This window comes from Stenotrophomonas sp. YJH_SMC_79, assembly GCF_059367995.1.
Genome location: NZ_JCAFRK010000003.1, coordinates 645575 through 671595, shown reverse-complemented (window position 1 = coordinate 671595; position 26021 = coordinate 645575). Strand labels below are relative to the sequence as shown.

The 26021-nt window shown below is 67.0% G+C and carries 27 protein-coding genes; 8 read left to right on the top strand and 19 right to left on the bottom strand.

Annotated elements, in window-relative coordinates; translation table 11 throughout:
* Positions 1-60: 60 nt before the first annotated feature.
* From hslV to AC5P57_RS14120, 8 genes are all read right to left on the bottom strand, one after another.
* Positions 61-612: an ATP-dependent protease subunit HslV gene (hslV, locus tag AC5P57_RS14155; RefSeq protein ID WP_005411093.1), complete on the bottom strand. Its 552-nt coding sequence runs from the start codon at positions 610-612 to the stop codon at positions 61-63.
* Between the two features lie 74 nt (positions 613-686).
* On the bottom strand, positions 687-887 hold the full coding sequence (locus AC5P57_RS14150; RefSeq protein WP_049456730.1) for a DUF3079 domain-containing protein: 201 nt from the start codon (positions 885-887) through the stop codon (positions 687-689).
* Positions 888-964: 77 nt separating this feature from the next.
* Complete coding sequence (gene xerC / locus AC5P57_RS14145; RefSeq protein ID WP_099551157.1) at positions 965-1855, bottom strand: tyrosine recombinase XerC; 891 nt, start codon at positions 1853-1855, stop codon at positions 965-967.
* Between the two features lie 16 nt (positions 1856-1871).
* Positions 1872-2546 (bottom strand): DUF484 family protein, encoded by a 675-nt coding sequence (locus AC5P57_RS14140; RefSeq protein WP_099551156.1) that lies wholly within the window; start codon positions 2544-2546, stop codon positions 1872-1874.
* Complete coding sequence (gene dapF, locus AC5P57_RS14135) at positions 2543-3394, bottom strand: diaminopimelate epimerase (RefSeq protein WP_099551155.1); 852 nt, start codon at positions 3392-3394, stop codon at positions 2543-2545. Before dapF ends, AC5P57_RS14140 begins: the two co-directional genes overlap by 4 nt.
* On the bottom strand, positions 3387-3659 hold the full coding sequence (lptM, locus tag AC5P57_RS14130) for an LPS translocon maturation chaperone LptM (protein WP_099551154.1): 273 nt from the start codon (positions 3657-3659) through the stop codon (positions 3387-3389). The genes dapF and lptM overlap by 8 nt, the downstream gene beginning before the upstream one ends.
* A gap of 82 nt (positions 3660-3741) precedes the next feature.
* A complete protein-coding gene (locus tag AC5P57_RS14125) occupies positions 3742-4167 on the bottom strand; it encodes a YbaN family protein (protein ID WP_099551153.1) in 426 nt (141 codons plus the stop codon).
* Between the two features lie 54 nt (positions 4168-4221).
* A complete protein-coding gene (locus AC5P57_RS14120) occupies positions 4222-6333 on the bottom strand; it encodes a S9 family peptidase (protein WP_099551152.1) in 2112 nt (703 codons plus the stop codon).
* 168 nt (positions 6334-6501) lie between these two features.
* Here AC5P57_RS14120 and AC5P57_RS14115 point away from each other — a divergent pair, with 168 nt between their 5' ends.
* Positions 6502-7695 (top strand): pyridoxal phosphate-dependent aminotransferase, encoded by a 1194-nt coding sequence (locus AC5P57_RS14115; RefSeq protein WP_099551151.1) that lies wholly within the window; start codon positions 6502-6504, stop codon positions 7693-7695.
* Positions 7696-7813: 118 nt separating this feature from the next.
* Here AC5P57_RS14115 and AC5P57_RS14110 read toward each other — a convergent pair whose 3' ends face one another.
* Entirely contained in the window at positions 7814-9910 is a 2097-nt protein-coding gene (locus AC5P57_RS14110) for a prolyl oligopeptidase family serine peptidase (RefSeq protein WP_099603833.1), read from the bottom strand.
* Positions 9911-9979: 69 nt separating this feature from the next.
* On the bottom strand, positions 9980-10306 hold the full coding sequence (locus tag AC5P57_RS14105; protein WP_099551149.1) for a hypothetical protein: 327 nt from the start codon (positions 10304-10306) through the stop codon (positions 9980-9982).
* Between the two features lie 127 nt (positions 10307-10433).
* Between AC5P57_RS14105 and AC5P57_RS14100 the strand changes: the two genes are divergently transcribed.
* Positions 10434-11036, top strand: coding sequence for a lipocalin family protein (locus AC5P57_RS14100; protein WP_099551148.1), 603 nt, complete (start codon positions 10434-10436; stop codon positions 11034-11036).
* 70 nt (positions 11037-11106) lie between these two features.
* Here AC5P57_RS14100 and AC5P57_RS14095 read toward each other — a convergent pair whose 3' ends face one another.
* The 3 genes from AC5P57_RS14095 to AC5P57_RS14085 all read right to left on the bottom strand — a co-directional run bounded on the left by AC5P57_RS14095 (position 11107) and on the right by AC5P57_RS14085 (position 13876).
* Positions 11107-11796 carry a methionine ABC transporter permease gene (locus AC5P57_RS14095; RefSeq protein ID WP_005411104.1) on the bottom strand — a complete coding sequence of 230 codons (690 nt, stop codon included), beginning with the start codon at positions 11794-11796 and terminating at the stop codon, positions 11107-11109.
* On the bottom strand, positions 11793-12800 hold the full coding sequence (locus tag AC5P57_RS14090; RefSeq protein WP_099551147.1) for a methionine ABC transporter ATP-binding protein: 1008 nt from the start codon (positions 12798-12800) through the stop codon (positions 11793-11795). Before AC5P57_RS14090 ends, AC5P57_RS14095 begins: the two co-directional genes overlap by 4 nt.
* A 179-nt stretch (positions 12801-12979) precedes the next feature.
* Positions 12980-13876, bottom strand: a complete 897-nt coding sequence (locus tag AC5P57_RS14085; protein ID WP_142806776.1) for a DMT family transporter — start codon at positions 13874-13876, stop codon at positions 12980-12982.
* Between the two features lie 91 nt (positions 13877-13967).
* On the opposite strand from AC5P57_RS14085, the gene AC5P57_RS14080 reads away from it, so the two are divergent.
* Positions 13968-14450 carry a YajQ family cyclic di-GMP-binding protein gene (locus tag AC5P57_RS14080; protein ID WP_005411107.1) on the top strand — a complete coding sequence of 161 codons (483 nt, stop codon included), beginning with the start codon at positions 13968-13970 and terminating at the stop codon, positions 14448-14450.
* 111 nt (positions 14451-14561) lie between these two features.
* Here AC5P57_RS14080 and AC5P57_RS14075 read toward each other — a convergent pair whose 3' ends face one another.
* The 3 genes from AC5P57_RS14075 to AC5P57_RS14065 form a co-directional block, all read right to left on the bottom strand.
* Entirely contained in the window at positions 14562-15665 is a 1104-nt protein-coding gene (locus tag AC5P57_RS14075; protein WP_239503807.1) for a helix-turn-helix domain-containing protein, read from the bottom strand.
* A gap of 337 nt (positions 15666-16002) precedes the next feature.
* The gene (locus AC5P57_RS14070; protein ID WP_099551144.1) at positions 16003-17130 is read right to left on the bottom strand and encodes an NAD(P)-dependent alcohol dehydrogenase; all 1128 of its coding nucleotides are present in this window, start codon (positions 17128-17130) and stop codon (positions 16003-16005) included.
* 17 nt (positions 17131-17147) lie between these two features.
* A complete protein-coding gene (locus AC5P57_RS14065; protein WP_099551143.1) occupies positions 17148-18614 on the bottom strand; it encodes a benzaldehyde dehydrogenase in 1467 nt (488 codons plus the stop codon).
* Between the two features lie 193 nt (positions 18615-18807).
* On the opposite strand from AC5P57_RS14065, the gene AC5P57_RS14060 reads away from it, so the two are divergent.
* Positions 18808-19374, top strand: coding sequence for a DUF1415 domain-containing protein (locus AC5P57_RS14060; protein WP_049429265.1), 567 nt, complete (start codon positions 18808-18810; stop codon positions 19372-19374).
* Positions 19371-20174, top strand: a complete 804-nt coding sequence (locus tag AC5P57_RS14055) for an SDR family oxidoreductase (RefSeq protein WP_099551142.1) — start codon at positions 19371-19373, stop codon at positions 20172-20174. The genes AC5P57_RS14060 and AC5P57_RS14055 overlap by 4 nt, the downstream gene beginning before the upstream one ends.
* A 107-nt stretch (positions 20175-20281) precedes the next feature.
* Here AC5P57_RS14055 and AC5P57_RS14050 read toward each other — a convergent pair whose 3' ends face one another.
* Positions 20282-22312: a M3 family metallopeptidase gene (locus AC5P57_RS14050; protein ID WP_262235369.1), complete on the bottom strand. Its 2031-nt coding sequence runs from the start codon at positions 22310-22312 to the stop codon at positions 20282-20284.
* Positions 22313-22482: 170 nt separating this feature from the next.
* Between AC5P57_RS14050 and AC5P57_RS14045 the strand changes: the two genes are divergently transcribed.
* Complete coding sequence (locus AC5P57_RS14045) at positions 22483-22887, top strand: hypothetical protein (protein WP_262235370.1); 405 nt, start codon at positions 22483-22485, stop codon at positions 22885-22887.
* 76 nt (positions 22888-22963) lie between these two features.
* Here the strand turns inward: AC5P57_RS14045 and AC5P57_RS14040 are convergent, their stop codons facing one another.
* Positions 22964-24076 carry a PLP-dependent cysteine synthase family protein gene (locus AC5P57_RS14040; RefSeq protein ID WP_099551139.1) on the bottom strand — a complete coding sequence of 371 codons (1113 nt, stop codon included), beginning with the start codon at positions 24074-24076 and terminating at the stop codon, positions 22964-22966.
* 125 nt (positions 24077-24201) lie between these two features.
* Here AC5P57_RS14040 and gloA point away from each other — a divergent pair, with 125 nt between their 5' ends.
* Entirely contained in the window at positions 24202-24720 is a 519-nt protein-coding gene (gene gloA / locus AC5P57_RS14035; protein WP_099551138.1) for a lactoylglutathione lyase, read from the top strand.
* Positions 24721-24812: 92 nt separating this feature from the next.
* A complete protein-coding gene (locus AC5P57_RS14030; RefSeq protein WP_099551137.1) occupies positions 24813-25241 on the top strand; it encodes a VOC family protein in 429 nt (142 codons plus the stop codon).
* Positions 25242-25308: 67 nt separating this feature from the next.
* Here the strand turns inward: AC5P57_RS14030 and AC5P57_RS14025 are convergent, their stop codons facing one another.
* A complete protein-coding gene (locus AC5P57_RS14025; protein ID WP_099551136.1) occupies positions 25309-25740 on the bottom strand; it encodes a CBS domain-containing protein in 432 nt (143 codons plus the stop codon).
* Positions 25741-26021: the final 281 nt, after the last annotated feature.

The window sequence follows — 26021 nt, the reverse complement described above, 5'->3', positions numbered from 1 at the left end:
CGGCAACCAGGCACGCGTGCGGGGGATCATGAGGTTGCCGGCCAGCAGCCGGCACGACCCTCACAGCTCCTCGACCACCACGTTGCGGTTGGTGTAGATGCAGATATCGCCGGCAATGCCGATCGCTTCGCTGGCGATGGTGCGCGCATCCAGTTCGGTGTGCGCCATCAACGCACGTGCGGCCGACAGCGCATAGGAACCACCCGAGCCGATGGCGATGATGCCGTCCTCCGGTTCGATCACATCGCCGGTGCCGCTGATGATCAGCGAGGTTTCCTTGTCGGCCACTGCCAGCAGGGCCTCGAGCTTGCCCAGGCGGCGCTCGGTGCGCCAATCCTTGGCCAGCTCGACCGCAGCGCGCTGCAGCTGGCCGTGCTTTTCCAGCTTGGCCTCGAACAGCTCGAACAGGGTGAACGCGTCGGCGGCGGCACCGGCGAAGCCGGCCAGCACCTGGCCATCACGGCCAAGGCGGCGCACCTTGCGCGCATTACCCTTCATCACGGTGTGGCCCAGCGTGACCTGACCGTCGCCGGCAATGGCCACGTGCTCGCCGCGACGGACGCAGACGATGGTGGTGGCGTGGAAAACATTGGGATTCTGACTGGGGTCCATGCGGCCTCCGATAGCTGTTCACGGGACATGGGGACAGCGCCGGGTGCGATCAAGCCTGTGCGGATGGCTGCCGTTCAGCGCTTGGCGTGCGATGGCCGATCCGGATTCGGCTCGATCCCCCAGGCGAGGTACCAGTCTTCGCCCTGCGTCTCGATCGGGTGCTGGGTGCGGCCGGAGCCGTTGCCGCAGGCCAGTGCGTCAGCGGCGCAGTAGCGGTCGCAGCCCCAGCAGATGCGCTCGGGATGCTTGGGATGCAGGGGAATGGGCTTTGCCATGGTCGGCAGCTCCTCGTGGCCTGCGGCCACGATGCGCTGGTGCGCCCTGCCCCGCCCTGATCCAGGTCAAGGGCGGTCTATTCAGCCTTGTCGTCCCTGCTGCGGCGCTTCGCGCGCGGATGCGCGGCGTCGTAGACCTTGGCCAGGTGCTGGAAATCGAGGTGGGTGTAGATCTGGGTGGTGGCGATGTCGGCATGGCCCAGCAGCTCCTGCACGCCACGCAGATCGCCGGACGATTCCAGGATATGGCTGGCGAAGCTGTGCCGCAGCATGTGCGGATGCACGTGCTTGAACAGGCCCTGGCGCTGCGCCAGCTGGCGGATGCGGATCTGCACCGCGCGTTGGCTGATCGGCCCGTTGCGGCCGGGAAACACCGGCGAGGCCGGTCCACCGCCACTTTCGGTGCGCCACGCCTGCAGTGCTTCGCGCGCTGGCCGGCCGAACGGCACGCGGCGCTGGCGATTGCCCTTGCCCAGCACGTTGACCAGGCCGCTGTCGAAATCCAGATCACGCCAGGTCAGCGCGCAGACTTCGCTCAGGCGCAGGCCGGAGGAATAGAACAGTTCCAGCAGCGCGCGGTCACGGCGGCCGAGCTCGCCTTCCGGCTCCAGCTCGACCAGCTGCACGGCTTCGTCGGCATCAAGCACCTGCGGCAACCGGCGCGGCGCACGCGGCGCCTTCAGCGTCGCCGCCGGACTGACCTCGATGCGCCCGTGCTTGAGCAGCCAGGCATAGAAGCTGCGGCAGGCGGACAAGCGGCGCTGCAGGCTCTTGGCCGACAGGCCACGGCGGTGCTCATCGGCGACGAACTGGCGCAACGCGTCGGCATCAAGCGCCTCCACCGCCACGCCACGCGGCTCCGCCCAGGCCGACAGCGCGTCCAGGTCGCGACGGTAGGCGTCGAGCGTATGCGCCGACATCCGCCGCTCCACCTGCAGATGCTGCAGGAAGGCCTGTACCGCGCTCATCGTCGTGGCGTCCTGCTCAGCCCGCGAAGCGCTTCAGGCCGGTGACCAGAGCGTCGCCCATCATGCGCAGGAACAGCGTGCCCATGCCCGGATAGAAGCGGTTCGGGTCGTGGCTGCCGACCGCGATCAGGCCCACGCCCGGCAGCGGCAGCAGTGCGGTGGTCTGCACTTCTTCGCTGCGCACGCCATACAGCACGGCATTCTTCTCCGGCTGCAGGCGGCCGCAGATCGGCTCGCCGTCCTTAAGGCAGTCGCGGAACGGGCCCAGCTGCGCATCATCGGCAGCGATCACCTGCAGCCAGTCGGCCTGTTCCAGCCCGGCCACCGGTGCATGCACCACCAGTCGCACCAGATCGCCGGCAAAGTCTTCCTGCAGCGAGGCAGCCATCGCACGCAGGGTATCGGCCGCGTTGTCCTGCTTCATCAGCGCCAGGGTCAGCTGGTGCGTGCGCACTGCCAGGCGTTCATTGACCTGGGCGGTGGCGCCCAGATCGGCCAACCGTCGCGCCAGCTCGCGGTTCTTCTCGCGCAGCACTTCCAGCTGGTAGCTGGCCAGCGACGCGGTCGGGCCGTCGTCGCGCGGTACCACCAGGGTCAGGGCCAGGTCCGGGAACTGCTTGAGGAAGCCGGGATGTCGCCGCAACCAGGCAGCGACTTCATGGGCTCCGAGCTTGTCGACGGTTTCGGTCATGCGATCCACTCCCCTTCGAAGACAAATGCGGTCGGGCCGGCCATCACCACCGGTTGGCCATCGCCCGGCCACTGGATGCGCAGGTCACCCCCGGGCAGGCTGATGCGCGCATCGCGCTGCAGGCGACCGCGCTGCATCAGGGTCACTGCTGCGGCACAGGCGCCGCTGCCGCAGGCCAGGGTTTCGCCGACGCCACGTTCATTCACACGCAGACGTGCGTGCGCCGGGCCCATCACCTGGGCGAAGCCCACGTTCACCGAGCGCGGGAACGACGCATGCTGCTGCAGCAGCGCACCGACGCGCTCGACCGGAGCCGCATCGATCAGGCCCACTTCGATCACCGCGTGCGGATTGCCCATCGACACCGCGGCGAAGCGTACGCTCTCGCCCTGCAGCGGCAGCAGGTACTCCTCGCGCGCATGGGCAAAGCCCATCAGCGGCACGTTGGCCGGCTCGAACGCAGGCACGCCCATGGTCACCGCGAATTGACCATCGCCAAGCACCTTCACCTCATGGCTGGCCAGCGGGCTGTCGATGACGAACTGATCACCCTGCGCACTGCCTTCGCGCACCAGCCAGGCCGCGATGCAGCGCGCGCCGTTGCCGCACTGCTCGGAGTTGGAACCGTCGGCATTCCAGATGCGGTACGACGCCACCGAGCCTTCCGCGCGCGGTGCCTCGATGGTCAGGATCTGATCGCAGCCGACGCCGGTGTGGCGGTCGGCCAGGCGCGCGGCCAGTTCAGGCGTGGGCGGCGCGGTGCCGTCACGCAGGTCGATCACTACGAAATCATTGCCTGCGCCATGCATCTTGCTGAAGCGCAGCGCCTTGGAACCGGCCTTACTCATTCCCGCCGCCCACCTTCTTCGCAGGCACAGGCGCCGGCTGGGTGGTCGGTGCAGCCGGGTCCACGGTCGTGGCCGGGGTGCCGCTGCCCTGGGTCTCCACCGGGGTCGCTTCGGTAGCGGGCTCGGCAACCGGTTCGACGGTTTCTTCCACCGGCACCGGCTTCTGCGGCAGCACCAGCGGGCCCTTGTTGCCGCAGGCGGCGAGGAACAGCAGCGAAGCCGCTGCCAGCGGAATCAGGATGGCGTTTCGATGGGGGATCTTCATGCCCCGAGTATAGCCATTGGCGGCTGAGCGGTTGGTGCAGGGGATCGGGTTGCCGGCCAGCGGCCGGCACCACCGCAGGCGGTCAATCCGCAGGCGGCGGCAGCGGCCGGGTCCACAGCCAGATCGCCACCACGGTCATGCTGCCGATCGAGAACCACTTCACCCAGGCAATCGGCACGCACCACAGCATGATGCCGGCGCATACCGCCATGGTGATCGTGGCCATCCACTTGCCGTAGCGGCTGACTGCACCATGCGCCTGCCAGTTGGCGATGGCCGGGCCGAAGCGCGGATGCTGCAGCAGCCAGGTGTGCAGGCGTTCGGATCCGCGCGAGGCGGCCCACGCCGAGATCAGGATGAATACGGTGGTAGGAAGGCCCGGCACGAAGATGCCGACAATGCCGGTGCCCAGACTGACGTAGGCCAGCAGCCACCACGCCCAGCGGAAGCGCACCACGCGCGGTGGCGTGGCGGTATCGCGGGGCGCAGGGGGTTCGGGCTGGCTCATGGCCGCAAGGATACCGGTTCGGGGTGCCCGGCAACGCCCGGCACCCCTGCGTCATTACGGCTGGACGATGCCCAGCTGCTGCAGCACGAACGCGTACGACTCGGACAGCTCGCGGTAGCGCTGGAAGCGCCCCGACTTGCCACCGTGGCCGGCTTCCATGTTGGTGCGGAACAGGATCGGGTAGTGGCCGGTGTTGTCGTCACGCAGCTTGGCCACCCACTTGGCCGGTTCCCAGTACTGCACCTGCGAATCCCACAGGCCGGTACCCACGAACAGCGCCGGGTACGCCTGCTGCTTCACGTTGTCGTAGGGCGAGTAGGACAGCATGTAGTCGTAATACTGCTTCTGCTCGGGGTTGCCCCACTCGTCGTACTCGTTGGTGGTCAGCGGAATGGTCGGGTCGAGCATGGTGGTGACCACGTCGACGAACGGCACCTGCGCCACCATCACGCGGTAATCCTGCGGGGCCTGGTTGGCCACCGCGCCCATCAGCAGGCCACCGGCGCTGCCACCGGACGCGGCGACGCGATCCTTCGCCGCCCAGCCCTGCGCCACCAGTCCACGGGTGACGTCGATGAAGTCGTTGAAGGTGTTCTGCTTGTGCAGCAGCTTGCCGTTCTCGTACCAGTCGCGGCCCATTTCCTGGCCACCGCGGATGTGGGCGATGGCATACACCACGCCGCGGTCGAGCAGGCTCACCGCGGTCTGGTTGAAATACGGGTCCATCGACATGCCGTAGCTGCCATAGGCGTACTGGAACAGCGCGCCCTTGCCATCCTTCTGGTAGCCCTTGCGGTAGACCAGCGACACCGGCACCTTCACGCCATCGCGCGCGGTGATCCAGACACGGTCGGTTTCGTACTTCGACGCGTCATAGCCGATCACCGGCTGCACCTTCAGCTGCCGCCGCTCGCCGGTGGCGGTATTCAGTTCGAACACCGTGGTCGGGGTGGTCATCGAGGTGTAGACGTAGCGCAGCCACGGCGTGTCGGCCTCGGTGTTGTCGCCCAGGCCCATGGAATACGCCGGTTCGTCGGCCTTCACGTAATCGCTGCGGCCGTCCTTGAACAGCAGGCGGATGCGTTCCAGGCCCTCGGAGCGTTCGGCGATGGCGGTGTAGCTGTCGAACAGTTCGAAGCCTTCGATGAACACGGCATCGTCATGCGCGATCCAGTCCTTCCACTGCGCGCGCGAGGTGGCATCGGTCGGTGCGGTGACCAGCTTGAAGTTCTTCGCACCGTCATTGGTGCGGATCACCCAGCGGCCATCGTAGTGGTCGGCGTCGTACTCGACGTCGCGCTGGCGCGGCGCCAGCACGGTGAAGGTGGTCGGGTCGCTGGCCGGCGCGTAGCGCTCTTCCGAAGACACCGTGCTGTGCACGCCGATGGTGATGAAGCGATCGTCGCGGGTGCGGCCGATGCCCATGTAGAAGCTGTCGTCCTTCTCTTCGTAGACGACGGTATCGGCGCTGGCCGGGGTGCCCAGCACGTGCTTCTTCACGCGCACGGTCAGCAGGGTTTCCGGATCGTTCTCGACATACAGCACGGTGCGGTTGTCGTCGGCCCAGACCAGGTCGCCGGAGCTGCCGGTGATCACATCGGGCAGCACCTTCCCGGTGGCCAGGTCCTTGAAGCGGATCGTGTACTGGCGGCGGCCGACGTCATCATCGGCCCAGGCCAGCAGCTGGTTGTCCTGGCTGACCTCCATCGAGCCGACACTGAAGTAGCCCTTGCCGGCCGCCATCGTGTTGACGTCCAGCAGGACTTCCTCGGCGGCATCCATGCTGCCCTTGCGGCGCGCATGGATCGGGTAGTCCTGGCCGGTCTCGAAGCGGCTGTAGTACCAGTAGCCGCGCTCACGCGCCGGCACGCTGGAATCGTCCTGCTTGATGCGGCCGACGATCTCCTTGTACAGGGTGTCCTCCAGCGGCTTCAGCGGCGCCAGCAGCTGGTCGGCATAGGCATTCTCGGCCTGCAGGTAGGCCAGCATGTCCTTGTTCTCGCGCTTGTCGTCGCGCAGCCAGTAGTAGTCATCGTTGCGGGTGGCGCCAAAGGGCGCCTTGACCACATGCGGGTGCTTGGCGGCATCCGGCGGAACGGGCGGCGTGGCGGCGGTAGCGGTGGTGGTCATCAGGCTGGCAAGCAACAGGCAGAGTGTGGACTTCATGAGATAAGGCTCCTGGCGCATCAATGCAATGGTCTCCGACGGGGTCGGATCCCTTTCCCCGAAAAGGGATCTGACCCCAATCCCGGCGACCCGGCAACCCTGCGGATCGTCATGGGTCGTGCCGGCCAGCGGCCGGCACGACCTGGACGCGCGGCGTACCATGGGCGCATGAGTACCCTGCCCCACACGCCGGGCTACAGCCGGCGCAGCCATGAAATCGCCCCGTTCCACGTGATGTCCCTGCTGGCCCGCGCGCAGGCGCTGGAACAGGCCGGCCACGACGTGATCCATCTGGAGATCGGCGAACCGGACTTCACCACCGCCGAACCGATCGTGCGTGCCGGACAGGCCGCACTGGCCGCCGGCCATACCCGCTACACCGCTGCACGTGGCCTGCCGGCCCTGCGCCAGGCGATCAGCGGCTTCTATCGCAGCAACTACGGGCTGGATATCGACCCCGAGCGCATCCTGGTCACCCCCGGCGGCTCCGGCGCGCTGCTGCTGGCCAGCAGCCTGCTGGTCGACCCCGGCCGCCACTGGCTGCTGGCCGATCCCGGCTATCCGTGCAACCGCCATTTCCTGCGCCTCGTTGAAGGCGGCGCACAGCTGGTGCCGGTCGGCCCGGACACCGCCTACCAGCTCACACCGTCGCTGGTGGAACAGCATTGGAATGGCGACAGCGTCGGCGCGCTGGTCGCCTCACCGGCCAACCCGACCGGCACCGTGTTGTCCGCCGAGGAACTGGCAGCACTGTCGAAGACCCTGCATGCGCGCGGCGGCCACCTGGTGGTGGACGAGATCTACCACGGCCTCACCTACGGGTTGGATGCGCCCAGCGTGCTGCAGGTGGATGACAGCGCGTTCGTGCTGAACAGTTTCTCCAAGTACTTCGGCATGACCGGCTGGCGGTTGGGCTGGCTGGTGGCACCGCCGGCGGCGGTACCTGATCTGGAGAAGCTGGCGCAGAACCTGTACATCAGCGCGTCGAGCATCGCCCAGCATGCCGCCCTCGCCTGTTTCAGCGAGGAAGCGATGGCGATCTTCGAGCAGCGTCGCGAAGCCTTCCGCCAGCGCCGCGACTTCCTGTTGCCGGCATTGCGTGAACTGGGCTTCCGCATCGAGGTTGAACCGCAGGGCGCGTTCTACCTTTACGCCGATGTCAGCGCATTCACCGATGACGCGCAGGCGTTCTGCGCCCACTTCCTGGAAACCGAGCACGTGGCATTCACGCCGGGGCTGGATTTCGGCTTCCACCGTGCGAACCAGCACGTGCGGTTGGCCTACACGCAGGAAGTGCCGCGATTGCAGGAGGCGGTGGAGCGGATTGCGCGTGGGTTGAAGAGCTGGCAGGGATCACGTTGACGGTAGTGCCGGCCGCTGGCCGGCAACCTGGGAATCCATGAATGATGCGGTTGCCGGCCAGCGCCCGGCACTACCCGATAATGAAAAACGCCGCCCGAGGGCGGCGTTTTTCATTCCATCACTTGCCGCCCAGGCGCTCCCACAGGAAGCTGTAGGCCAGCGCCGACATGTGTGCGGCCTGCGCGTTGTTGGCTGCGCCGCCGTGGCCACCTTCGATGTTCTCGTAGTAGGTCACATCCTTGCCGGCATCGATCATCTTCGCCGCCATCTTGCGGGCATGGCCCGGGTGCACGCGGTCATCGCGGGTGGAGGTGGTGAACAGCACCGGCGGGTAGCTCTTCTTCGCATCGAACAGGTGGTACGGCGAGAAGGTCTTGATGAACTCCCAGTCGCTGGTGTCCGGGTTGCCATACTCGGCCATCCACGACGCACCGGCCAGCAGGTGGCTGTAGCGCTTCATATCCAGCAGCGGCACCTGCACCACCACCGCACCGAACAGCTCCGGGTACTGGGTCAGCATGTTGCCGGTCAGCAGGCCACCGTTGCTGCCGCCCTGCACGCCCAGGTGCTTGGCGCTGGTGATCTTGCGCTTGACCAGATCGCGTGCCACGGCGGCCATGTCTTCATAGGCCTTGTGGCGGTTCTGCTTCAGCGCCGCCTGGTGCCAGCGCGGTCCGTACTCGCCGCCGCCACGGATGTTGGCAACCACGTACACGCCGCCCTTCTCCAGCCAGGCGCGGCCCATGCCGCCGGAGTAGCCCGGGGTCAGCGAGATCTCGAAACCACCGTAGCCGTACAGCAGGGTCGGGTTGGAGCCGTCCAGCTTCATGGCCTTGTCGTGCACCACGAAGTACGGCACGCGGGTGCCGTCCTTGCTGGTGGCGAAGTGCTGCTCGATCACCTTGCCCTTGGCATCGAAGAAGGCCGGCATGGTCTTCAGCGTTTCCGGGGCCTGCCCGATCTCGGCCAGCGCCAGGGTGGTCGGGGTCAGGTAGTCGGTGGCGGTCAGCCACACCGCGTCGCTGTCGTTGCTGTCGACCGCGCCCACGCCCAGCGTGCCGAAGGCCGGCGCGCCGACGAAGCGGCTGGTCTGCCAGCCATTGGCGCCCGGAGTCAGCACCGACAGGCGGTTCTTGACGTCATCCAGCACGTTCAGCACCAGATGGCTCTTGGTCCAGGTGGCTCCGGCCAGCGAGGTGGTCGCGGTCGGGGTGAACAGCACGTCGAATTCGCGCTTGCCGGCCAGGAAGTCATCCAGCCGGGTCGCCAGCAGCGAACCGGACGCATAGGTCTTGCCACCCACGGTCCACGGATCCCGCAGTTCCAGGGTCAGCCACTGCTTGTGCAGGCCCTTCTCGGCCGAGTTCGGCGCGTCGATCTTGGTCAGCGTGCCATCGTCGCCACGCAGGTAGATCTCGTTGTTGTAGAACGCCAGCGTGCGGCTGACCAGGTTGCGTTCGAAGCCCGGGGTGTCATCGTGCATCGCCGCGATGTACATGTCTTCCGGCTTGCCTTCATACACCACGCTGGCGGAGGCCATCGGCGTACCACGCTTCCACAGTTTGGCCACGCGCGGGTAGCCGGAGGTGGTCATCGAGCCGGCACCGAAGTCGGTGTAGACGAACACGGTATCGCGATCGATCCAGTTCAGGCCGCCCTTCGACTCGGGACGGAAGAAGCCGTCCTTGATCCAGCTCTTGCTGGACAGATCGAATTCGCGGGTGACGTCGGCATCGGCACCGCCGCGCGACAGCGCGATCAGGCAGCGGCTGTAGTCCGGGCGCAGGCAGTCGGCACCGTGCCAGACCCAGTTCTCGCCCTCGGCCTTGTTCAGCGCATCCAGGTCGAGCACGGTTTCCCACTGCGGCGAGGCCTTGCGGTACTCGGCCAGCGTAGTGCGCCGCCACAGGCCGCGTTCGTGCTGCTGGTCCTTCCAGAAGTTGTAGTAGTAGTCGCCGATCTTCTGCACGGCGGGAATCTTGGCGTCGGAGTCGAGCACCTCGCGGATGCTGGTCTCCATCTGCTTGAAGGCCGGGGTCTGCGCAAGGCGCGCTTCGGACTTGGCGTTCTGTTCCTTGACCCAGGACAGCGGCTTGTCGCCGGTGACGTCCTCCAGCCAGGCGTAGCGATCGGTGTCTTCAGCAGCCACGGCGGTCCCCACCGAGGCAGCGGTCATCATGCCGGCCAACAGGCAGGCGGAAGCGAGTCGAGACATTGCAGCTCCAGGCAGTCATAAGCCGTGGAACGCTAGCATGGATCGCTGCAGCCGCCCCCGTGTCGAAGGTCAGGCCGTGGCCGCAGCGCCACGACGGCGACGGGGTGTCCCGCCGGCGCGACGACGGGCCTGTCCACCGGTACGCCGGGCCAGCCGCAGCCACGACAGTCCCGGCAGCGGGAAGCGCAGCAGCGCCCACCAGGCCACCAGCGGCATGCCCACCAGCCACATCGGCAACCAACCCAGCCAGGCGCTGCTGCCGCGCGCGGCTGGCCAGACCAGCACCAGCGCCAGGCCGGCCAGCGCCACCTGCCGCACGCTGCGCAGCAGGCGTGGATCGGCGCGTTCAATGATGACGCGTTCAGTTGCAGGGCGACGAGCGGAACGTGCGTTCATGGGGCTTCTCCGGTGGACAATGCAACACAGCTTGGGCAAGGGCCTTCTCACAGGTTGCGACACCATTGACGGATCGCGTGCACACAGTCGACCATGCGCGTGCAAGCCCACTGGAGCCCGCTCCCGCATGACTTCGATCCGCCCGCTCTGCGCCGCGCTGCTGGCCCTTTCCCTGGCCGGCCCCGCAGTGGCCGCCAGTGAGCCGCCGTCGCCCCATACCAGCACCTCTGGTGCAGCTGCCCTGGACGCACCGATCGACCTGAAGCGCTTCATGGGCACCTGGTATGTGATCGGCCGCGTGCCGAACTTCATCGAACGTGGCCATGTCGCCAGCGTCAACGAGTACGAGCTGCGCGACGCGCACAAGGTCGGCATCACCTACCGCTACCGTGATGGCTTCGGCGAACCACTGCAGGAAGTGCGCGCGCGAGCCAGCGTCGACCCGGACAGCGGCAACCACGGCTGGCGTACCTGGTTCTACCGCGTCGTGCCGACCCATTCGCGGGTACTGGAAGTGGCGCCGGATTATTCCTGGGCGCTGATCGGCTACCCCGGCCGTGAGATGGCCTGGATCTTCTCGCGCACGCCGGACATGGACAAGGCGCTGTACAAAGAGCTGGCCGAACGCCTGCGCGACGAGTACGGCGTGAACACCGACAAGCTCAAGCGCGTGCCGCAGCACCCGGAGCAGGTCGGCAAGCTGGGTTACGAAGTACCGAACGTGCGTTGACCGCACGTGGGATTGCCGGCCAGCGGCCGGCACTACCCGAATGAGATGCCGGGCACCGCCCGGCATTCTGTTATCTGCGGCTGTAATGCGCGACCAGGCGGTCGCCGAGCATCTGCAGCAGTTGTACCAGGATCAGCAGCAGGACCACCGTGACCAAGGCCACGTCGGTGTGCGAGCGCTGGTAGCCATCGCGGAACGCCAGGTCGCCGAGGCCACCGGAACCGATCGCGCCGCCCATGGCGGTGAAACCGATCAGCGCGACGGTGGTGACCGTCGCACCGGCAATCAGGCCGGGGCGCGCTTCGGGCAGCAGCACGCGGGTGACCAGCTGCCAGGTGGTGGCGCCCATCGCCTGGGTCGCCTCGATCACGCCCCGGTCGACTTCACGCAGTGCGGTCTCGACCAGGCGCGCGTAGAACGGCGCGGCACCGATCACCAGCGGCACGATCGCACCACGCACGCCCAGCGACGTCCCCATCAGGAACAGGGTGACCGGAATCAGCACGATCATCAGAATGATGAAAGGCACTGAACGCAGCAGGTTCACCACCAACGCCAGCACGCCATAGGCGAATGGACGGCGCTTCATCTGCGGTGCACCAAACAGGTACAGCAGCACGCCCAAGGGCAGGCCGATGGCCAGGGTCAGCGGCAGCGAACCCAGCAGCATCAGCAGCGTGTCGATGGTGGCCTGGCCGATGTCCGCCCACTTGCCCGCATCCAGGTGGCGGAAGAAGCCGCCGGCAGTAGCGATGATCATCGACGCAGTTCCTCAACATGCACGCCGGCGGCCACGAACGCGGCCTGCGCGGCGGACTGGTCGCCGCCCACCAGGGCAACCACCAGCTGGCCATACGGGGTGTCCTTGATCCGGTCGATACGGCCGGACAGGATGTTGTAGTCGACCCCGGTCTCGCGCGCGACGCTGCCGAGCAGCGGTTCGTAGGTGTCGCCACCCAGGAAGGTCAGCCGCACGATGCGGCCCCCGACGGCATCGAAATCGCGGTGCAGCGTGCCCTCGTCCACATGCTCCGATTCACTGACGAAACGGCGTGTGGTCGGGTGCTGCGGGTGCAGGAACACCCGGGTGACCGGCCCGGTCTCGACCATCTGGCCGGCGTCGAGTACCGCGACGCGGTCGCAGACGCGGCGGATCACATCCATCTCGTGGGTGATCAGCACGATGGTCAGGCCCAGCTCGCGATTGATCTTCGACAGCAGCGAAAGCACCGATGCGGTGGTCTGCGGGTCGAGTGCACTGGTCGCCTCGTCGCACAGCAGGATCTGCGGGCGCGTTGCCAGCGCGCGGGCGATGCCGACGCGCTGCTTCTGGCCACCGGACAGCTGTGCCGGGTACTTCTGCGCGTGCGTTTCGAGGCCAACGGTCTGCAGCAGCTCGGCCACACGCGCATCGATCTCCGCTTTCGGCGTGCCGGCCAGCTCCAGCGGGAAGGCGACGTTGCCCGCCACCGTGCGCGAAGACAGCAGGTTGAAGTGCTGGAAGATCATGCCGATGCGCCTGCGCAGCGCGCGCAGGCCGTCCGCGTCCAGTGCAGTGACATCCTCACCGCCGATCAGAAGACGGCCACCGCTGGGCTCTTCCAGGCGGTTGATCATGCGGATCAGGGTCGACTTGCCGGCGCCGGAATGGCCGATGATGCCGAAGACCTCACCGGCTTCGATGGTCAGGTCCAGCGGTTGCAGCGCGCTGACTTCGCGACCGGCAACGGCATAGGATTTGTGCAGGCGCTGGAACTCGATCACGGGCGTGGCTCACCGGCTGGGTGACGGAAGGGGGCGTGCAGCCTACCAGCGCCGGCGCTCGCGCGCCCGCGCCATGGGCCAGAATGTTATTCCTTTTGGTTCTAAGACGCCCGCACCGACGCATTGGCCGGGGTCGGATCCCCGCAGGGGCTCTGGCCCCATTCCCTGACCCAACCGGCTCAGGGATGATCCAGCGGCTTCGGCGGCTGTACCCGGTTCAGGCGCTCGCGATGCAGCAGATACAGGCCTGAGGCCACGATGATCGCCGCACCCACCCAGGTGTAGCCGTCCGGCAGCTGGCCCCAGAAGGCCAGGTCCCAACCGATCACCCAGACCAGGCCGCTGTACTCCAACGGCGCGATCATCGACGCCTCGCCCAGCTGGAAGGCCTTGGTCAGGGCGATCTGGCCCAGTGCCCCGGCCAGGCCCATGCCGGCGATCAGCGGCGCATGCGCCAGCTGCAGCGGTACCCAGCCGGGAAGGGCCAGCAGGCCCGCGCCGATCGCCATGATCACCAGGAACCAGACCACCATCGACTGCGAAGTATCCGTGCGGGTCAGCAGGCTGACGGTGATCGCGGCCACGGCATAGGCGGTGGCGGCGGCCAGCACCATCAGCCCAGGCACCGAGATGAAGCCATCCACGCCGGGCCGCAGCACCACCAGCACGCCGATCAGGCCGATGCCGATGGCGACCCAGCGCCGCGGCCCGACCCGTTCACCGAGCAGCGGCACCGAGAGTGCAGCGATCAACAGCGGAGCAACGAAATAGATGGTGTAGGCGGTGGACAGCGGCAGGTCGCGCAGGGCGAACACGAAGCAGCCGATCATCGCCATGCCCAGCGCGCCGCGCAGCAGGTGCAGGCCCCAACGCCGCGGCACCAGCGAGCGCGGGCCGGCACTGACCAGCACCCAGACCAGCACGAACGGCAACGAGGCCGCGCCGCGCAGGAAGGTCACTTCCAGGGTGGGATAGCTGGCTGACAACTGCTTCATGCCAGCGTCCATCAGCGAGAAACAGGCGACCGCAGCGACCATCCAGGCCACCGCACGCGAAGGGGAGCGTTGCACGTTCATGGCCCATTATCGCCGACCGCGCGCCCCGCTGGGCGCCGGGCATGGGCGCCGCGATAGAATGGTGACCACTGAATTCCGCGGAGCCACGCCCATGCCTTCCTTCGACGTCGTGTCCGAAGTCGACACCCACGAGCTGACCAACGCCATCGACCAGGCCAACCGTGAACTGGCCACCCGCTTCGACTTCAAGGGCGTGGACGCAAAGTTCGAGCGCGACGGCGATGTCATCAACCAGTTCGCGCCGACCGAATTCCAGCTCAAGCAGATGAACGACATCCTCCGCGCACGCCTGGCCGCACGCGGCATTGATGTGCTCAGCCTGGAGTTCGGCGACATCGAGACCAACCTGGCCCAGGCCCGGCAGAAGATCACCGTCAAGCAGGGTATCGAGCAGAAGATCGCCAAGAAGATCGCGGCCGCCCTGAAGGACGCCAAGCTCAAGGTGGAAAGCCAGATCAACGGCGACAAGCTGCGCGTGCAGGGCAAGAAGCGCGACGACCTGCAGGACGCCATCGCCGTGCTGAAGGCCGGCAAGTTCGAGCTGCCGCTGCAGTTCAACAATTTCCGCGATTGATGACCCGCCGCCGGGCATGGCCCGGCGCTACCGGGATGGCGCGCGACTGATGACCCGGCGCGCCCCCGGCCTGCAACGGTAGCGCCGGGCCATGCCCGGCGGACTGCCCGCTTAATCGCGCAGCAGCTTGTACAGCGTGGTGCGCGAGATACCCAACTGGCGGGCGGCCAGGCTGAGATTACCCTCCGCCGCCCGCGCCGCGCGCCGCGCCGCTTCCCGCTGCTGGTCACGCAGCGGCGCATCAGGCACGGGTGCAGGCGACACCGCGCGCACCCGCAGCGCGCGCGGCGCACGCAGATGCTGCAGGTAGACCGCACTGCCCTCGCCCAGCCGCACCCGATGCGCCGGCCCAGGCTGCAGCAGGCGGCGGCGCTGTGCCGCACTGGCATCGGCAAACACCGTCTCCACCGACAGCAGCGGCAAGGGCCCGCGCCGCGGCAGGCCCAGCAGGCGCCGCGCCACCCGGTTGGCCGCGCGCAGCTGGCCGTCTTCCTGCACCGCCAGCAAACCCTGCAACGGCGTGGCCAGCCAGCGCGGATCGTGCTGCACGGCCAGCACGTGCACATCGGTGAGCGTCTGCAGCAGGCGGTTTTCACTGGCCAGCGCCGCCTGCCGGAAATAGCCCTGCAGCAGCGCCGGATCCCGCTCGCCCAGGCCGGTGATATCGATCGCTCCGCAGACCTGGCCGTCCAGGTCATGCAGCGGCTCGCTCAGGCAGAACACCGGCGCGAAGCGCTGCAGGTAATGCTCGTTGCCACGCACAAGGGCAGGCACATCATCGGCCAGGCTGACCGCCGGCGCCGTGGTGCCGATCTCCGCCTCACCCAACTGCCGCCCGACCTGGATCGGCCGCAGCAGCGGCGCATCCTCCAGGCCGTGCGCCTGCTGCGCGATCACCATGCCCTGGCGGTTGGCGCAGAACATCGTCCAGCCCCGCGCGCCAAACGCCGCCCACAGCTGTTCCAGCTCGGGCTGCACGCAGCGCGCGAGCCGGCGGTCTTCGGGGTCGCGCAGGCGCAGGCCATTGCCCTGCAGCGGCGGATAGTAGGGCTCCTGCCCTGGTTGCACCCCGGCCGCGCGCGAACGCTGCCAGGAATGCTGCAGCGGCAATGGCAACAGCGCCAATGACTGCGTATCGCCTTCCGCGAACGCAGCGCGCGCGGCGACCAGCTGTTGTTGCCCGACTGTCGTGGCCATCATGGAAGCAGAGTACACCCACGCACGCCATGGCCGCGTTACGTCCCGGCAACGGAATGTTCCCGTTTCCATCGGACATTCAGACAAGAAACCCAACAAGGGGTCAGAGCCGTTTTCCCGTGGAAAACGGATCCGACCCCGTGCGGTATCGACAGCTTGCAGAAAACTGTCGAAGGCGGGGTGGGTCCGGTTGAGGGGGTGTGAGCGGCATGGATGCCGCGACCAAGCCCCCATGGACGGGTTCACGGCGTCCCCCTCAACCGGACCCACCCCGCCAACCCACGGATAGCCCGCTTTTGCTGTTGCTTCGGCTTCGGCAGGTGCAGGGCGCAGCCCTGCAAAACCCACCCTGCCGTTACGCCGCAATCCGCAGGATCGGCTTCAACGTAATCCCACGCGTGCTGTCCTCGGCCGCCTGGTTGATCTGCTCCAGCGGGTAGAACTTCACCAGCTTGTCGAACGGGAACCGTCCCTGCTGGAACAGCGTGACCAGCTGTGGAATGAACACCTGCGGCACGCTGTCACCTTCGACGATGCCGCGGATGCTGCGCCCGCCCAGCAGCAGGTTGTTCACATCGAAACTGGCGGTGGTGCCCAGCTTCGGTGCGCCCACCACGCCCATCATGCCCAGCCCGCCCAGCGCCTCGATGCCGGCCGACAGTACCTCCGGGCGACCGGTCGATTCCAGTGCGAAATCAGCACCACCGCCAGCGATCGCGCGCACGGCCTCGACCACATCGGTCTCGCGGCTGTTGACCACGTGGGTGGCGCCCAGTTCCAGCGCCAGCTCCAGACGTGAGGACACCACGTCAATGGCGATGATGGTGGTGGCGCCGGCCACCTTGGCCGCCATCACCGCGCTCAGGCCCACCGCACCGGCGCCGTAGCTGGCGAAGCTGCTGCCCGAACGCACCTGCAGCGAATTGAGGACCGCACCGGCACCGGTCTGGATGCCGCAGCCCAGCGGGCCCAGCAGTTCCAGCGGCGCATCATCGGGCACCTTGATCGCGTTGATCTCGCGCGCGATGGCGAAGGTGGCAAACGAAGACTGCGCGAAGAAATGGTCGTGCAGCGGCTGGCCGTGCGCATCGGTGATCGCGGTATGGCCGTGGCCATCATCGCCACCGAAGTTCAGCGCGAAGAAGTCCTTGCAGTAGGCACCATGACCGCCGCGGCACGGATTGCAGTGACCACAGGCGCCGTAGGTCAGCACCACATGGTCGCCCACCTTGAGGTCGCGCACGTTGGGGCCAACCGCTTCCACGATGCCGGCACCTTCGTGGCCGAGCACTGCAGGCAACGGCACCGGGTAGTACTGATCGCGCACGATCAGATCGGTGTGGCACAGGCCGGTCGCCACCACCTTCACCAGCACCTCGTCATCCTGCGGGCCGCGCAACCGCGCCTGCTCGATGACGAAGGGCTGCTCCTTGCCGCGCACCACGGCAGCGGTGATCTCACGGGTTGCGGTGTTGTCGTTCATCGTGATGGCTCCTTCGATCAGATCGGGTAAGCGGGCGCTTCGCCCTTGACGGTCAACCACTGCCACTGGGTGAACTCTTCGCCGTTGGCGGGGCCACCGATACTGGTGCCGTTGCCGGATGCACCGACGCCGCCGAAGGGATTGATCACTTCGTCGTTCACGGTCTGGTCGTTGATGTGCAGCAATCCGGTGCGCAGGCGCTCGCCCAGTTTCAGCGCGCGGCCGACGTTGCTGGAGACGATGGCCATCGACAGTCCATACTCGCTGTCGTTGGCCAGCTGCACTGCCTGGTCGTCATCGTCGAACGGCACGACCACCGCCACCGGCGCGAAGATCTCTTCGTTGAAGGCTGGATTGTCGGCAGAGACGTTGCCAAGCACGGTCGGCGCGAAGAACAGATCACGGTGCGTACCGCCTGCCTCCAGCGAGGCACCGGCCTGCACCGCCTGCTCGACCACGCGTGCGGCGTGGTCGCGCTGGCCAGCATTGATCAGCGGGCCGATGGCCACCTCTTCGCGTGCCGGATCTCCCACCTTCAGCGAATTGGCCTTGGCCACCAGCTTCTGCAGGAATGCATCATGGATCTTCCGATGCACCAGCACGCGGCCGGTCGCCATGCAGATCTGTCCCTGATGCAGATAGACGCCCCACGCGGTGTTGGCCACCGCCAGGTCGAGGTCGGCATCATCAAGGATGATCAGCGAATTCTTGCCACCCAGCTCCAGCGACACCTTTTTCAGGTGCTTGCCCGCCGCTTCGCCGACCTTGCGCCCGGCGGCGGTGGAACCGGTGAACTGGATCATCGCCACGTGCGGATCACTGGTCAGTGCGGCCCCGGCCGCGCCATCGCCGGGCAGCATGTGCAGCACCCCCGCCTGCAGGCCGGCCTGCTCGAACAGGCGTGCGATCACCGCGCCGCCACACACCGCCGTACGCGGGTCCGGCTTGAGGACCACGGCGTTGCCCAGCGCAATCGCCGGGGCCACCGCGCGCATCGCCAGGTAGAGCGGGAAATTGAACGGCGAGATGACCCCGACCACGCCCAGCGGGCGTCGGCGCGCCAGGTTCAGCTTGCCCGGTTCGGATGGCAGGATCTCACCCGTGCTGCGCGACGGCAGCGCCGCAGCTTCATGCAGTGCCTTGATGGTCACCTTGGCTTCGAAGCCGGCCTTCAGGCGGGTCGAACCGCTTTCGCGTACCAGCCACTCGATCAGGGTGTCGATGTTCTCTTCGGCCAGGCGCGCCGCCTTGCGCATAACCTCAGCGCGCTGCTCGTAAGGCGCTGACGCCCACGCCTGTTGCGCCTGTGCAGCGGCCGCCGCCGAGCGCGCCACCTGCACGGGGTCCGCCAGGCCGATTTCGCCGAGGGTGTTGCCGGTGGCCGGCTCGATCACCGGCTGCCGTTGCGCGGCCGCATGCCAGTGACCATCGAAGAAGGCGCCGGCCCAAAGGGCGTCCGGCAGCCACGGGGAAGATGCAGTCATGGGTGTCCTCCTGTGTCGTGCGTCCATTCCACGCCCGCCGTCCGCGGCAGGCAATCGGCCATCCAGCGGTCGCCCGCAAGGGCTTGAATCGGCGGGATTTTCCAGCATGGCGACTGTCCAGTTCCTGCACAGTGAACAGCGCGGCGGCGGCACACTGCCTACAATGTCCGCCCCGCCAGCCGACGTGCCCGCCATGACCGACACCCACCTGCCCACCGATGACCCGATCGCTGCCACCCGCCTGTGGCTGGAGCGCATCGTCATCGGCCTGAACCTGTGCCCGTTCGCCAAGGCGGTGTACGTGAAGGACCAGGTCCGTTTCGTGCTCAGCGATGCGACCACGCCGGAAGCGCTGGTTGAACAGCTGGCCGAGGAGCTGGTGCTGCTGCGCGATACGCCGGCCGAGCAGATCGATACCACGCTGATCGTGCATCCGCAGGTGCTGACCGACTTCCTCGACTACAACGACTTCCTCGACAACGCCGATGCAGCGATCGAGGCACTGGACCTGCAGGGCATCCTGCAGGTGGCCAGCTTCCATCCGGATTACCAGTTCGAGGGCGTGGCTGCCGACGACGCCAGCAACTACACCAACCGTGCGCCCTTCCCCACCCTGCACCTGCTGCGCGAGGACAGCGTGGCGCGCGCGGTGGACGTCTATCCGGACCCGGACGTGATCGTCGAGCGCAACATCCAGACCCTGGATCGCATCGGCGTGGACGGCTGGCATCGCCGCCTGCGTGGCGACGACCTGTCATGAGCCGCGTTCCGCCGATTGCCGCATGGCCGGCCGCGCCGCTGTCGGGCAAGGTGGTGCTGATCACCGGGGGGGCCAACGGCATCGGCCGCGGCATCGCCCAGGCCGTGCTCGGTGCCGGTGGCCACGTGCTGATCGGCGACCTGGACATGGAGGCCGGGCAGGCCTGCCTGGACGAATGGCAGCGCGGCGATGACGCTGCGTTCCAGCGCCTGGACATCACCGACGAAGCCAGCGTGCGCGCGTTCATCGCCGAGGCGCTGCGTCGCTTCGGCCACATCGACGGACTGGTCAACAATGCCGGCATCGCCGGGCCGCACGGCACGCGGCTGCAGGACATGGACTGGGACGAATGGCAACGCCGCCTGTCGTCGCTGCATGGCGCCTTCCTGTGCAGCAAGCACGCGCTGCCGGCGCTGTCGGCCAGCGCTGCCGGGGCGATCATCAACATCGCCTCGACCCGCGCCTGGCAATCCGAAGCACATAGCGAAGCCTATGCCGCGGCCAAGGGCGGGCTGGTGGCCTTCACCCATGCGCTGGCGATCAGCAGCGGCCCGGCGGTGCGGGTGAACAGCATCAGTCCCGGCTGGATCGGCACCATGGCCTGGCAGGCCCCTTCGCGCCGCCACGAGCCCAACTACTCGGCCACCGACCACGCCCAGCACCCGGTCGGCCGGGTCGGCCAGCCCGAGGACATCGGCGCGCTGGCGGTGTACCTGCTGTCGTCGCTGTCCGGCTTCAGCACCGGACAGGACTTCATCGTCGACGGTGGCATGACCCGGAAGATGATCTACGCCGAATAGAAAAAGGGGACGGAGGGGATTAAGTCGATTGTGCACAAACGACTTAATCCCCTCCGTCCCCTTTTTCTGCGAAGGTGCCAACCAAGGTTGGCACCCACCACAGCGGTTTACGCCATGCCCGAATGGCGCAGCAGCGCGTCGATCTGCGGTGCGCGGCCGCGGAAGGCCTTGAAGTTCTCCGCCGCCGGACGGCTGCCACCCCGCGACAGGATCTCATCGCGGAAGCGTGCACCGGTTTCCGCCAGCGCCTGCGGCGCCTCCTCGAACGCGGCGTAGGCATCGGCGCTGAGTACCTCGGCCCACTTGTAGCTGTAGTAACCAGCGGCGTAACCGCCCGCAAAGATGTGGCTGAACTGATGCGGGAAGCGGTTCCAGACCGGCGGATGATTCACCGCCACTTCCGCGCGCACACGGTCGAGCAGCGCCAGCACGCTGTCCTGCGCTGGTTCGAACTGGCTGTGCAGCAGCATGTCGAACAGGCCGAACTCCAACTGACGCACGGTGGCCATGCCGCTGTGGAAGTTGCGCGCTGCCAGCATGCGCTCGTACAGCGCGCGCGGCAGCGGTTCGCCGCTGTCCACGTGCGCGGTCATGCCCTGAAGGTGATCCCATTCCCAGCAGAAGTTCTCCATGAACTGACTGGGCAGTTCCACTGCATCCCATTCCACGCCATTGATGCCGGCTACGCCCAGTTCACCAATGCGGGTCAGCAGCTGGTGCAGGCCATGGCCCATTTCATGGAACAGGGTGGTCACTTCATTGTGGCTGAAGGTGGCCGGCTTGCCATTGGCACCGCGGCCGAAGTTGCACACCAGGTAGACCAGCGGCGTCTGCACGCTGCCATCGGCGCGCACGCGGCGGTTGCGGCAGTCATCCATCCACGCACCACCGCGCTTGCCCTCACGCGCATACAGATCCAGATAGAACTGGCCGACCAGCGCGCCCTGCGCATCGACCAGGCGGAAGAAGCGCACGTCGTCATGCCACACCGGTGCCCTGTCCTCCTGCACACGCAGGCCGTACAGCTGCTCGATCACCGAGAACAGGCCGCCCAGTACCTTCGGTTCGGTGAAGTACTGCTTCACTTCCTGCTCGGAATAGCTGTAGCGCGCCTGCTTCAGGCGATCGGCGGCGAAGGCCAGGTCCCAGGCCTGCAACGGCTCGATGCCCAGCTGCTCGCGCGCGAACTGCTCCAGCTCGGCGCGGTCCTTGGCCGCGAACGGTTTGGCGCGCGCGGCCAGGTCACGCAGGAAGCCGAGTACTTCGGCCGGGTCCTGCGCCATCTTGGTCGCCACCGAATACTCGCCATACGAACCGAAGCCGAGCAGGTTGGCCAGCTCTGCGCGCAGGGCGAGGATGCGGTCGATATTGCCGCCGTTGTCCAGCGCATCGTCGCCGAATTCGGATGCGCGCTGCGCACTGGCGCGGTACAGGATCTCGCGAAGGTCACGGTCCTCGCCCCAGGTCTGCACCGGCAGGTAACACGGCATCTGCAGGGTCAGTTTCCAGCCTGTTTTCCCATCCTTTTCTGCCGCAGCGTGCGCGGCGGCCTTCACGTCATCGGGCAGGCCGGCCAGGCGCGCTTCGTCCTCGATGATCAGCGACCACGCATCGGTAGCGTCCAGCACGTTCTGCGAGAACTTCGCCGACAGCGCCGACAGTTCCTCCTTGATCGCGGCGAAGCGCTGCTGGGCCTCGGGCTCCAGTTCGGCGCCCCCCAGGCGGAAATCGCGCAGGGTGTTGTCCAGCACCTTGCGCTGGGCCTCATCGAAGGTCGCCGCCTCGGGGCTGCCGGCCAGGGCCTGGTACTGGCGATACAGCGCCAGGTTCTGGCCCAGTGCACTGGCAAAGCGGGTCACCCGCGGCAGGTTGCTGTTGTAGGCCTCGCGCAGTTCCGGCGTGTTGACCACGCCCTGCAGGTGGCCGACCAGGCCCCAGGCGCGCCACAGGCGCTCGGTGGCATCGTCCAGCGGGGCCACGAAGGTCTGCCAGGTGACCGGCTGCACCTGCTCGGCGGCGCTGACAGCGGCTTCCGCCTCGGCCAGCAGCACATCCAGCGCCGGCGCCACGTGCTCCGGGCGGATCGCCTCGAAACGCGGCAGGCCGGAAAAATCGAGCAGGGGGTTGGCAACGGTCACGGCAGGTCTCCAGGATACGGGCCCGGCAGGCGGGCAGCCCGTTAGATATGGCGCTGCCAGGCGAGGCTGACAAGGGGGCGCGGCCCGATATTCACGTCGGCCTTACGGTCACGGCTCGAAGCTCTGGCTGCGGGGGAGTCCGCAGCGGTACGTATCGAACGAGGCCCCACATGGAAGGTCTGGTTGCAGTTGCATCCGCCTCACCGGCACGGTCGCTGGCGCTGTCCGCCAGTACGGCCGAACTGACCTGGATCGCCGCGCTGTGCGATGCCGGCGACGACGCCCCGCGCCACCTGCAGCAGTTGCAGACGGTGCTGCAGCAGGGTGGCACGTTCAACGATGCCCAGGAGTGGTACCCGTTCGAAGTGATCGAACGCGGCGCCAGCCAGTTGCGGCTGGGCCATGAGCGCGAGTTCGTGATATGCGTACTGCTGTGGCTGCAGGCGTTGGCCCAGGGCCGCGCCAGTACCCTCGATCCCGGCCTGCACCTGGATGACCGCGCGATGGACATCGAGGCGCTGCCCGATGCCCTGCGTGATGCGGTGCTGGATGCGTTCACCGCGGCGGGATACTGAGGTGACCGGTGACCGGTAGAGTCGACAGTTAGTTGTGTAAACCCAGCCGATGCACATCCGGCCGCGCGTTGCCGCGCTACAACGCTTCCAGGCTGCACCACGGCAACGCCGGCAGCCCCTGCCCGGCCACCGCCGCCGCCAGTTGCGCATCGGCGCCGTCGACATCGATGCCCTGGCGCGCGTACCACGACGGGTCGTAATAGCTCTGCGCGTAGCGCTCGCCGCTGTCGCACAGGATGCTGACGATGCTGCCCTGGTGGCCCGCCTCGCGCATCCACTGCGCGGCCTGCAGCACACCGATGAAGTTGGTGCCGGTGGAGCCACCAACGCGGCGCCCCAGCTGGCGGCTGACATGGCGCATCGCGGCCAGGCTCAGCGCATCGGGCACCTTCACCATCGCATCGACGCTGGTCGGGATGAAGCTCGGCTCGACCCGCGGCCGGCCGATGCCTTCCACGCGTGAGCCACCGCTGCAGGTCAGGCCGCGCCAATCCTGCTCACCGGCCACGGCCGCTTTGTAGCCATCGAAGAACACCGACACTTCCGGGTCCGCGCACAGGATACGGGTGTCATGCCGGCGGTAGCTGACATAGCGGCCCAGCGTGGCGGCGGTACCGCCGGTGCCAGGGCTGCACACGATCCATTCCGGAACCGGGCTGGGCTCCTCGGCCATCTGCTTGAAGATGGATTCGGCGATGTTGTTGTTGGCACGCCAGTCGGTGGCGCGCTCCGCATAGGTGAACTGGTCCATGAAGTGGCCGCCTGTTTCACGGGCCAGCTTTTCCGAATCACAGTTGAGGTCGCAGGCACGCTCGACCAGATGGCAGCGGCCACCGTGGAATTCGATCGCCGCGATCTTCTCCGGCGAGGTCGTGGCCGGGATCACCGCAATGAACGGCAGGCCGAGCAGCCGCGCGAAATAGGCTTCGGAGACAGCGGTCGAGCCGCTGGATGCTTCGATCACCGGGCGCCCTTCGCGCAACCAGCCATTGGTCAACGCATACAGGAACAGCGAGCGCGCCAGCCGGTGCTTCAGGCTGCCGGTAGGATGGCTCGATTCATCCTTCAGGTACAGGTCGATGCCCTCGAACCCTGGCAGCGTCAACGGGATCAGGTGGGTATCGGCGGAACGGTTGAAATCGGCTTCGATCTTGCGGATGGCGGCGGCCACCCATTCACGCTGCGACATGGCGGGCAATCGTTGTCAGGACGGAACGGTGCGATCCGGCCATTGTACGTCGCAGTGCCGTCAGGTGCTGGCCGCTAGAATGGCACCATCCGGCCGGCAACGGCCCTGTCTGAAGGACCTCCCCCATGACCATTCCCGCCCTGCGCGATGTTCCCGGCGTCGCCGCCCAGGCCCCGGCCGACACCACCGGCTTCGTGTTCAACCACACCATGCTGCGGGTGAAGGACATCACCGCCTCGCTGGACTTCTACACCCGCGTGCTCGGCTACCAGCTGATCGACAAGCGCGACTTCCCGGAGGCCCAGTTCAGCCTGTACTTCCTGGCCTACGTGCCGGCCGGCGCGCTGGTACCGGAAGACGACAGCCAGCGCCGCCTGTGGATGGCCGGCCTGCCGGGCGTGCTGGAACTGACCCACAACCACGGCACCGAGAACCAGCACGGCGCGGTCTACCACGATGGCAACAGCGACCCGCGCGGCTTCGGCCACATCTGCGTGTCGGTGCCGGACATCGAGGCCGCCTGCCAGCGCTTCGAGGATCTCGGCGTGACCTTCCAGAAGCGCCTGACCGACGGCCGCATGAAGAACCTGGCCTTCATCAAGGACCCGGACGGCTACTGGGTCGAGATCATCGCCAACGCCTGACCCGAAAAGGGGACGGAGGGGATTAAGTCGTTTCTGGCACTATTGGCTGGAAGCGACTTAATCCCCTCCGTCCCCTTTTTTGCGAGGTTCGTATGGAAACGATGGAACTGCACCGCGGCCGCTTGATCGACCATCTGCAGCTGGTGGTGCGTGACCTGGCCGCCAGCCGCCGCTTCTACCAGGCGGTGTTCGACACCATCGGCGTGCCGCTGGGCGGCGAAGGGCCGGACTTCTTCTGGGCCGACGAACTGTTCATTTCCAGCGCCAGCAGCCAGGCTGCCGCCGGCCAGCTGACCGGCCGCCATCACCTGGCCTTCCAGGCCCGCGACAGCGCCACCGTCGATGCCTTCCACACTGCAGCCATCGCCGCCGGCGGCACCGACAACGGCGCGCCCGGCGAACGCCCCTACCACCCGGGCTACTACGGCGCGTTCGTGCTCGATCCCGATGGCAACAACATTGAAGTGGTCTACCACGGCCCGGCCAACTACAGCGCCGACTCGGTGAAGGTCACTTTCTGATTTCACCGATACCGTGAACGAAGAAGCCGGGCAATGCCCGGCCTCTCTGCTTCCGATGGTGCGGCCCTCAGTGGGCGGCCATGTAGATGTCCTGCAGCACGGCCTTTTCCAGCTCCAGCTCACCCAGCAGGTTCTTCACGATGTCGCCCAGGCTGAGGATGCCGACCAGGCGGGTGCCGTCGGTGACCATCAGATGACGGCGCCGCGAGTACGTCATCAACGACATGGCCTGCTTCAGGGTGGCCTCCGGGGCGATGCCTTCCAGGCCGGTGGACGGCAGGCTGGAAATCACCCGGCGGCCGGCCTGCGGGCCGTCGTCGGCCAGGGTACGCACGATGTCCTTTTCGGAAATGATGCCGACCGGGGCATCGTCCTTCATCACCACCAGCGCAGCGATCTTGTTCGCGCTCATCTTGTGGGCGGCGGCACCGATGGTGTCTTCGGCGTCGATGGTGATGACAGCTTCTTTCTTGGATTGCAGGAGTTCGCGGACGTTCATTCTTGTTTCCTGGTGCAGGTCACTGAAGTCAAAAAAGTGTGCTCTTCCGATACGCCCCCTCCCCGGGAACAGACCTTTCAGCGCACGTCTGGCGCACACGCCGGCCTTGGGAGATGGATCGGCAGGCATCGTGCTGCAACGCGAACGAGGTGGGTTCAACCGCTCACCCTGGACCTCGGTCAACTTGATTCTACGACTGCGACCATCAGTCACTACCGGCATCGATGGGACAGTTCGTCGTGGGAACCAACCGACGATCAAGAGAATGGCACCGCGGCTGA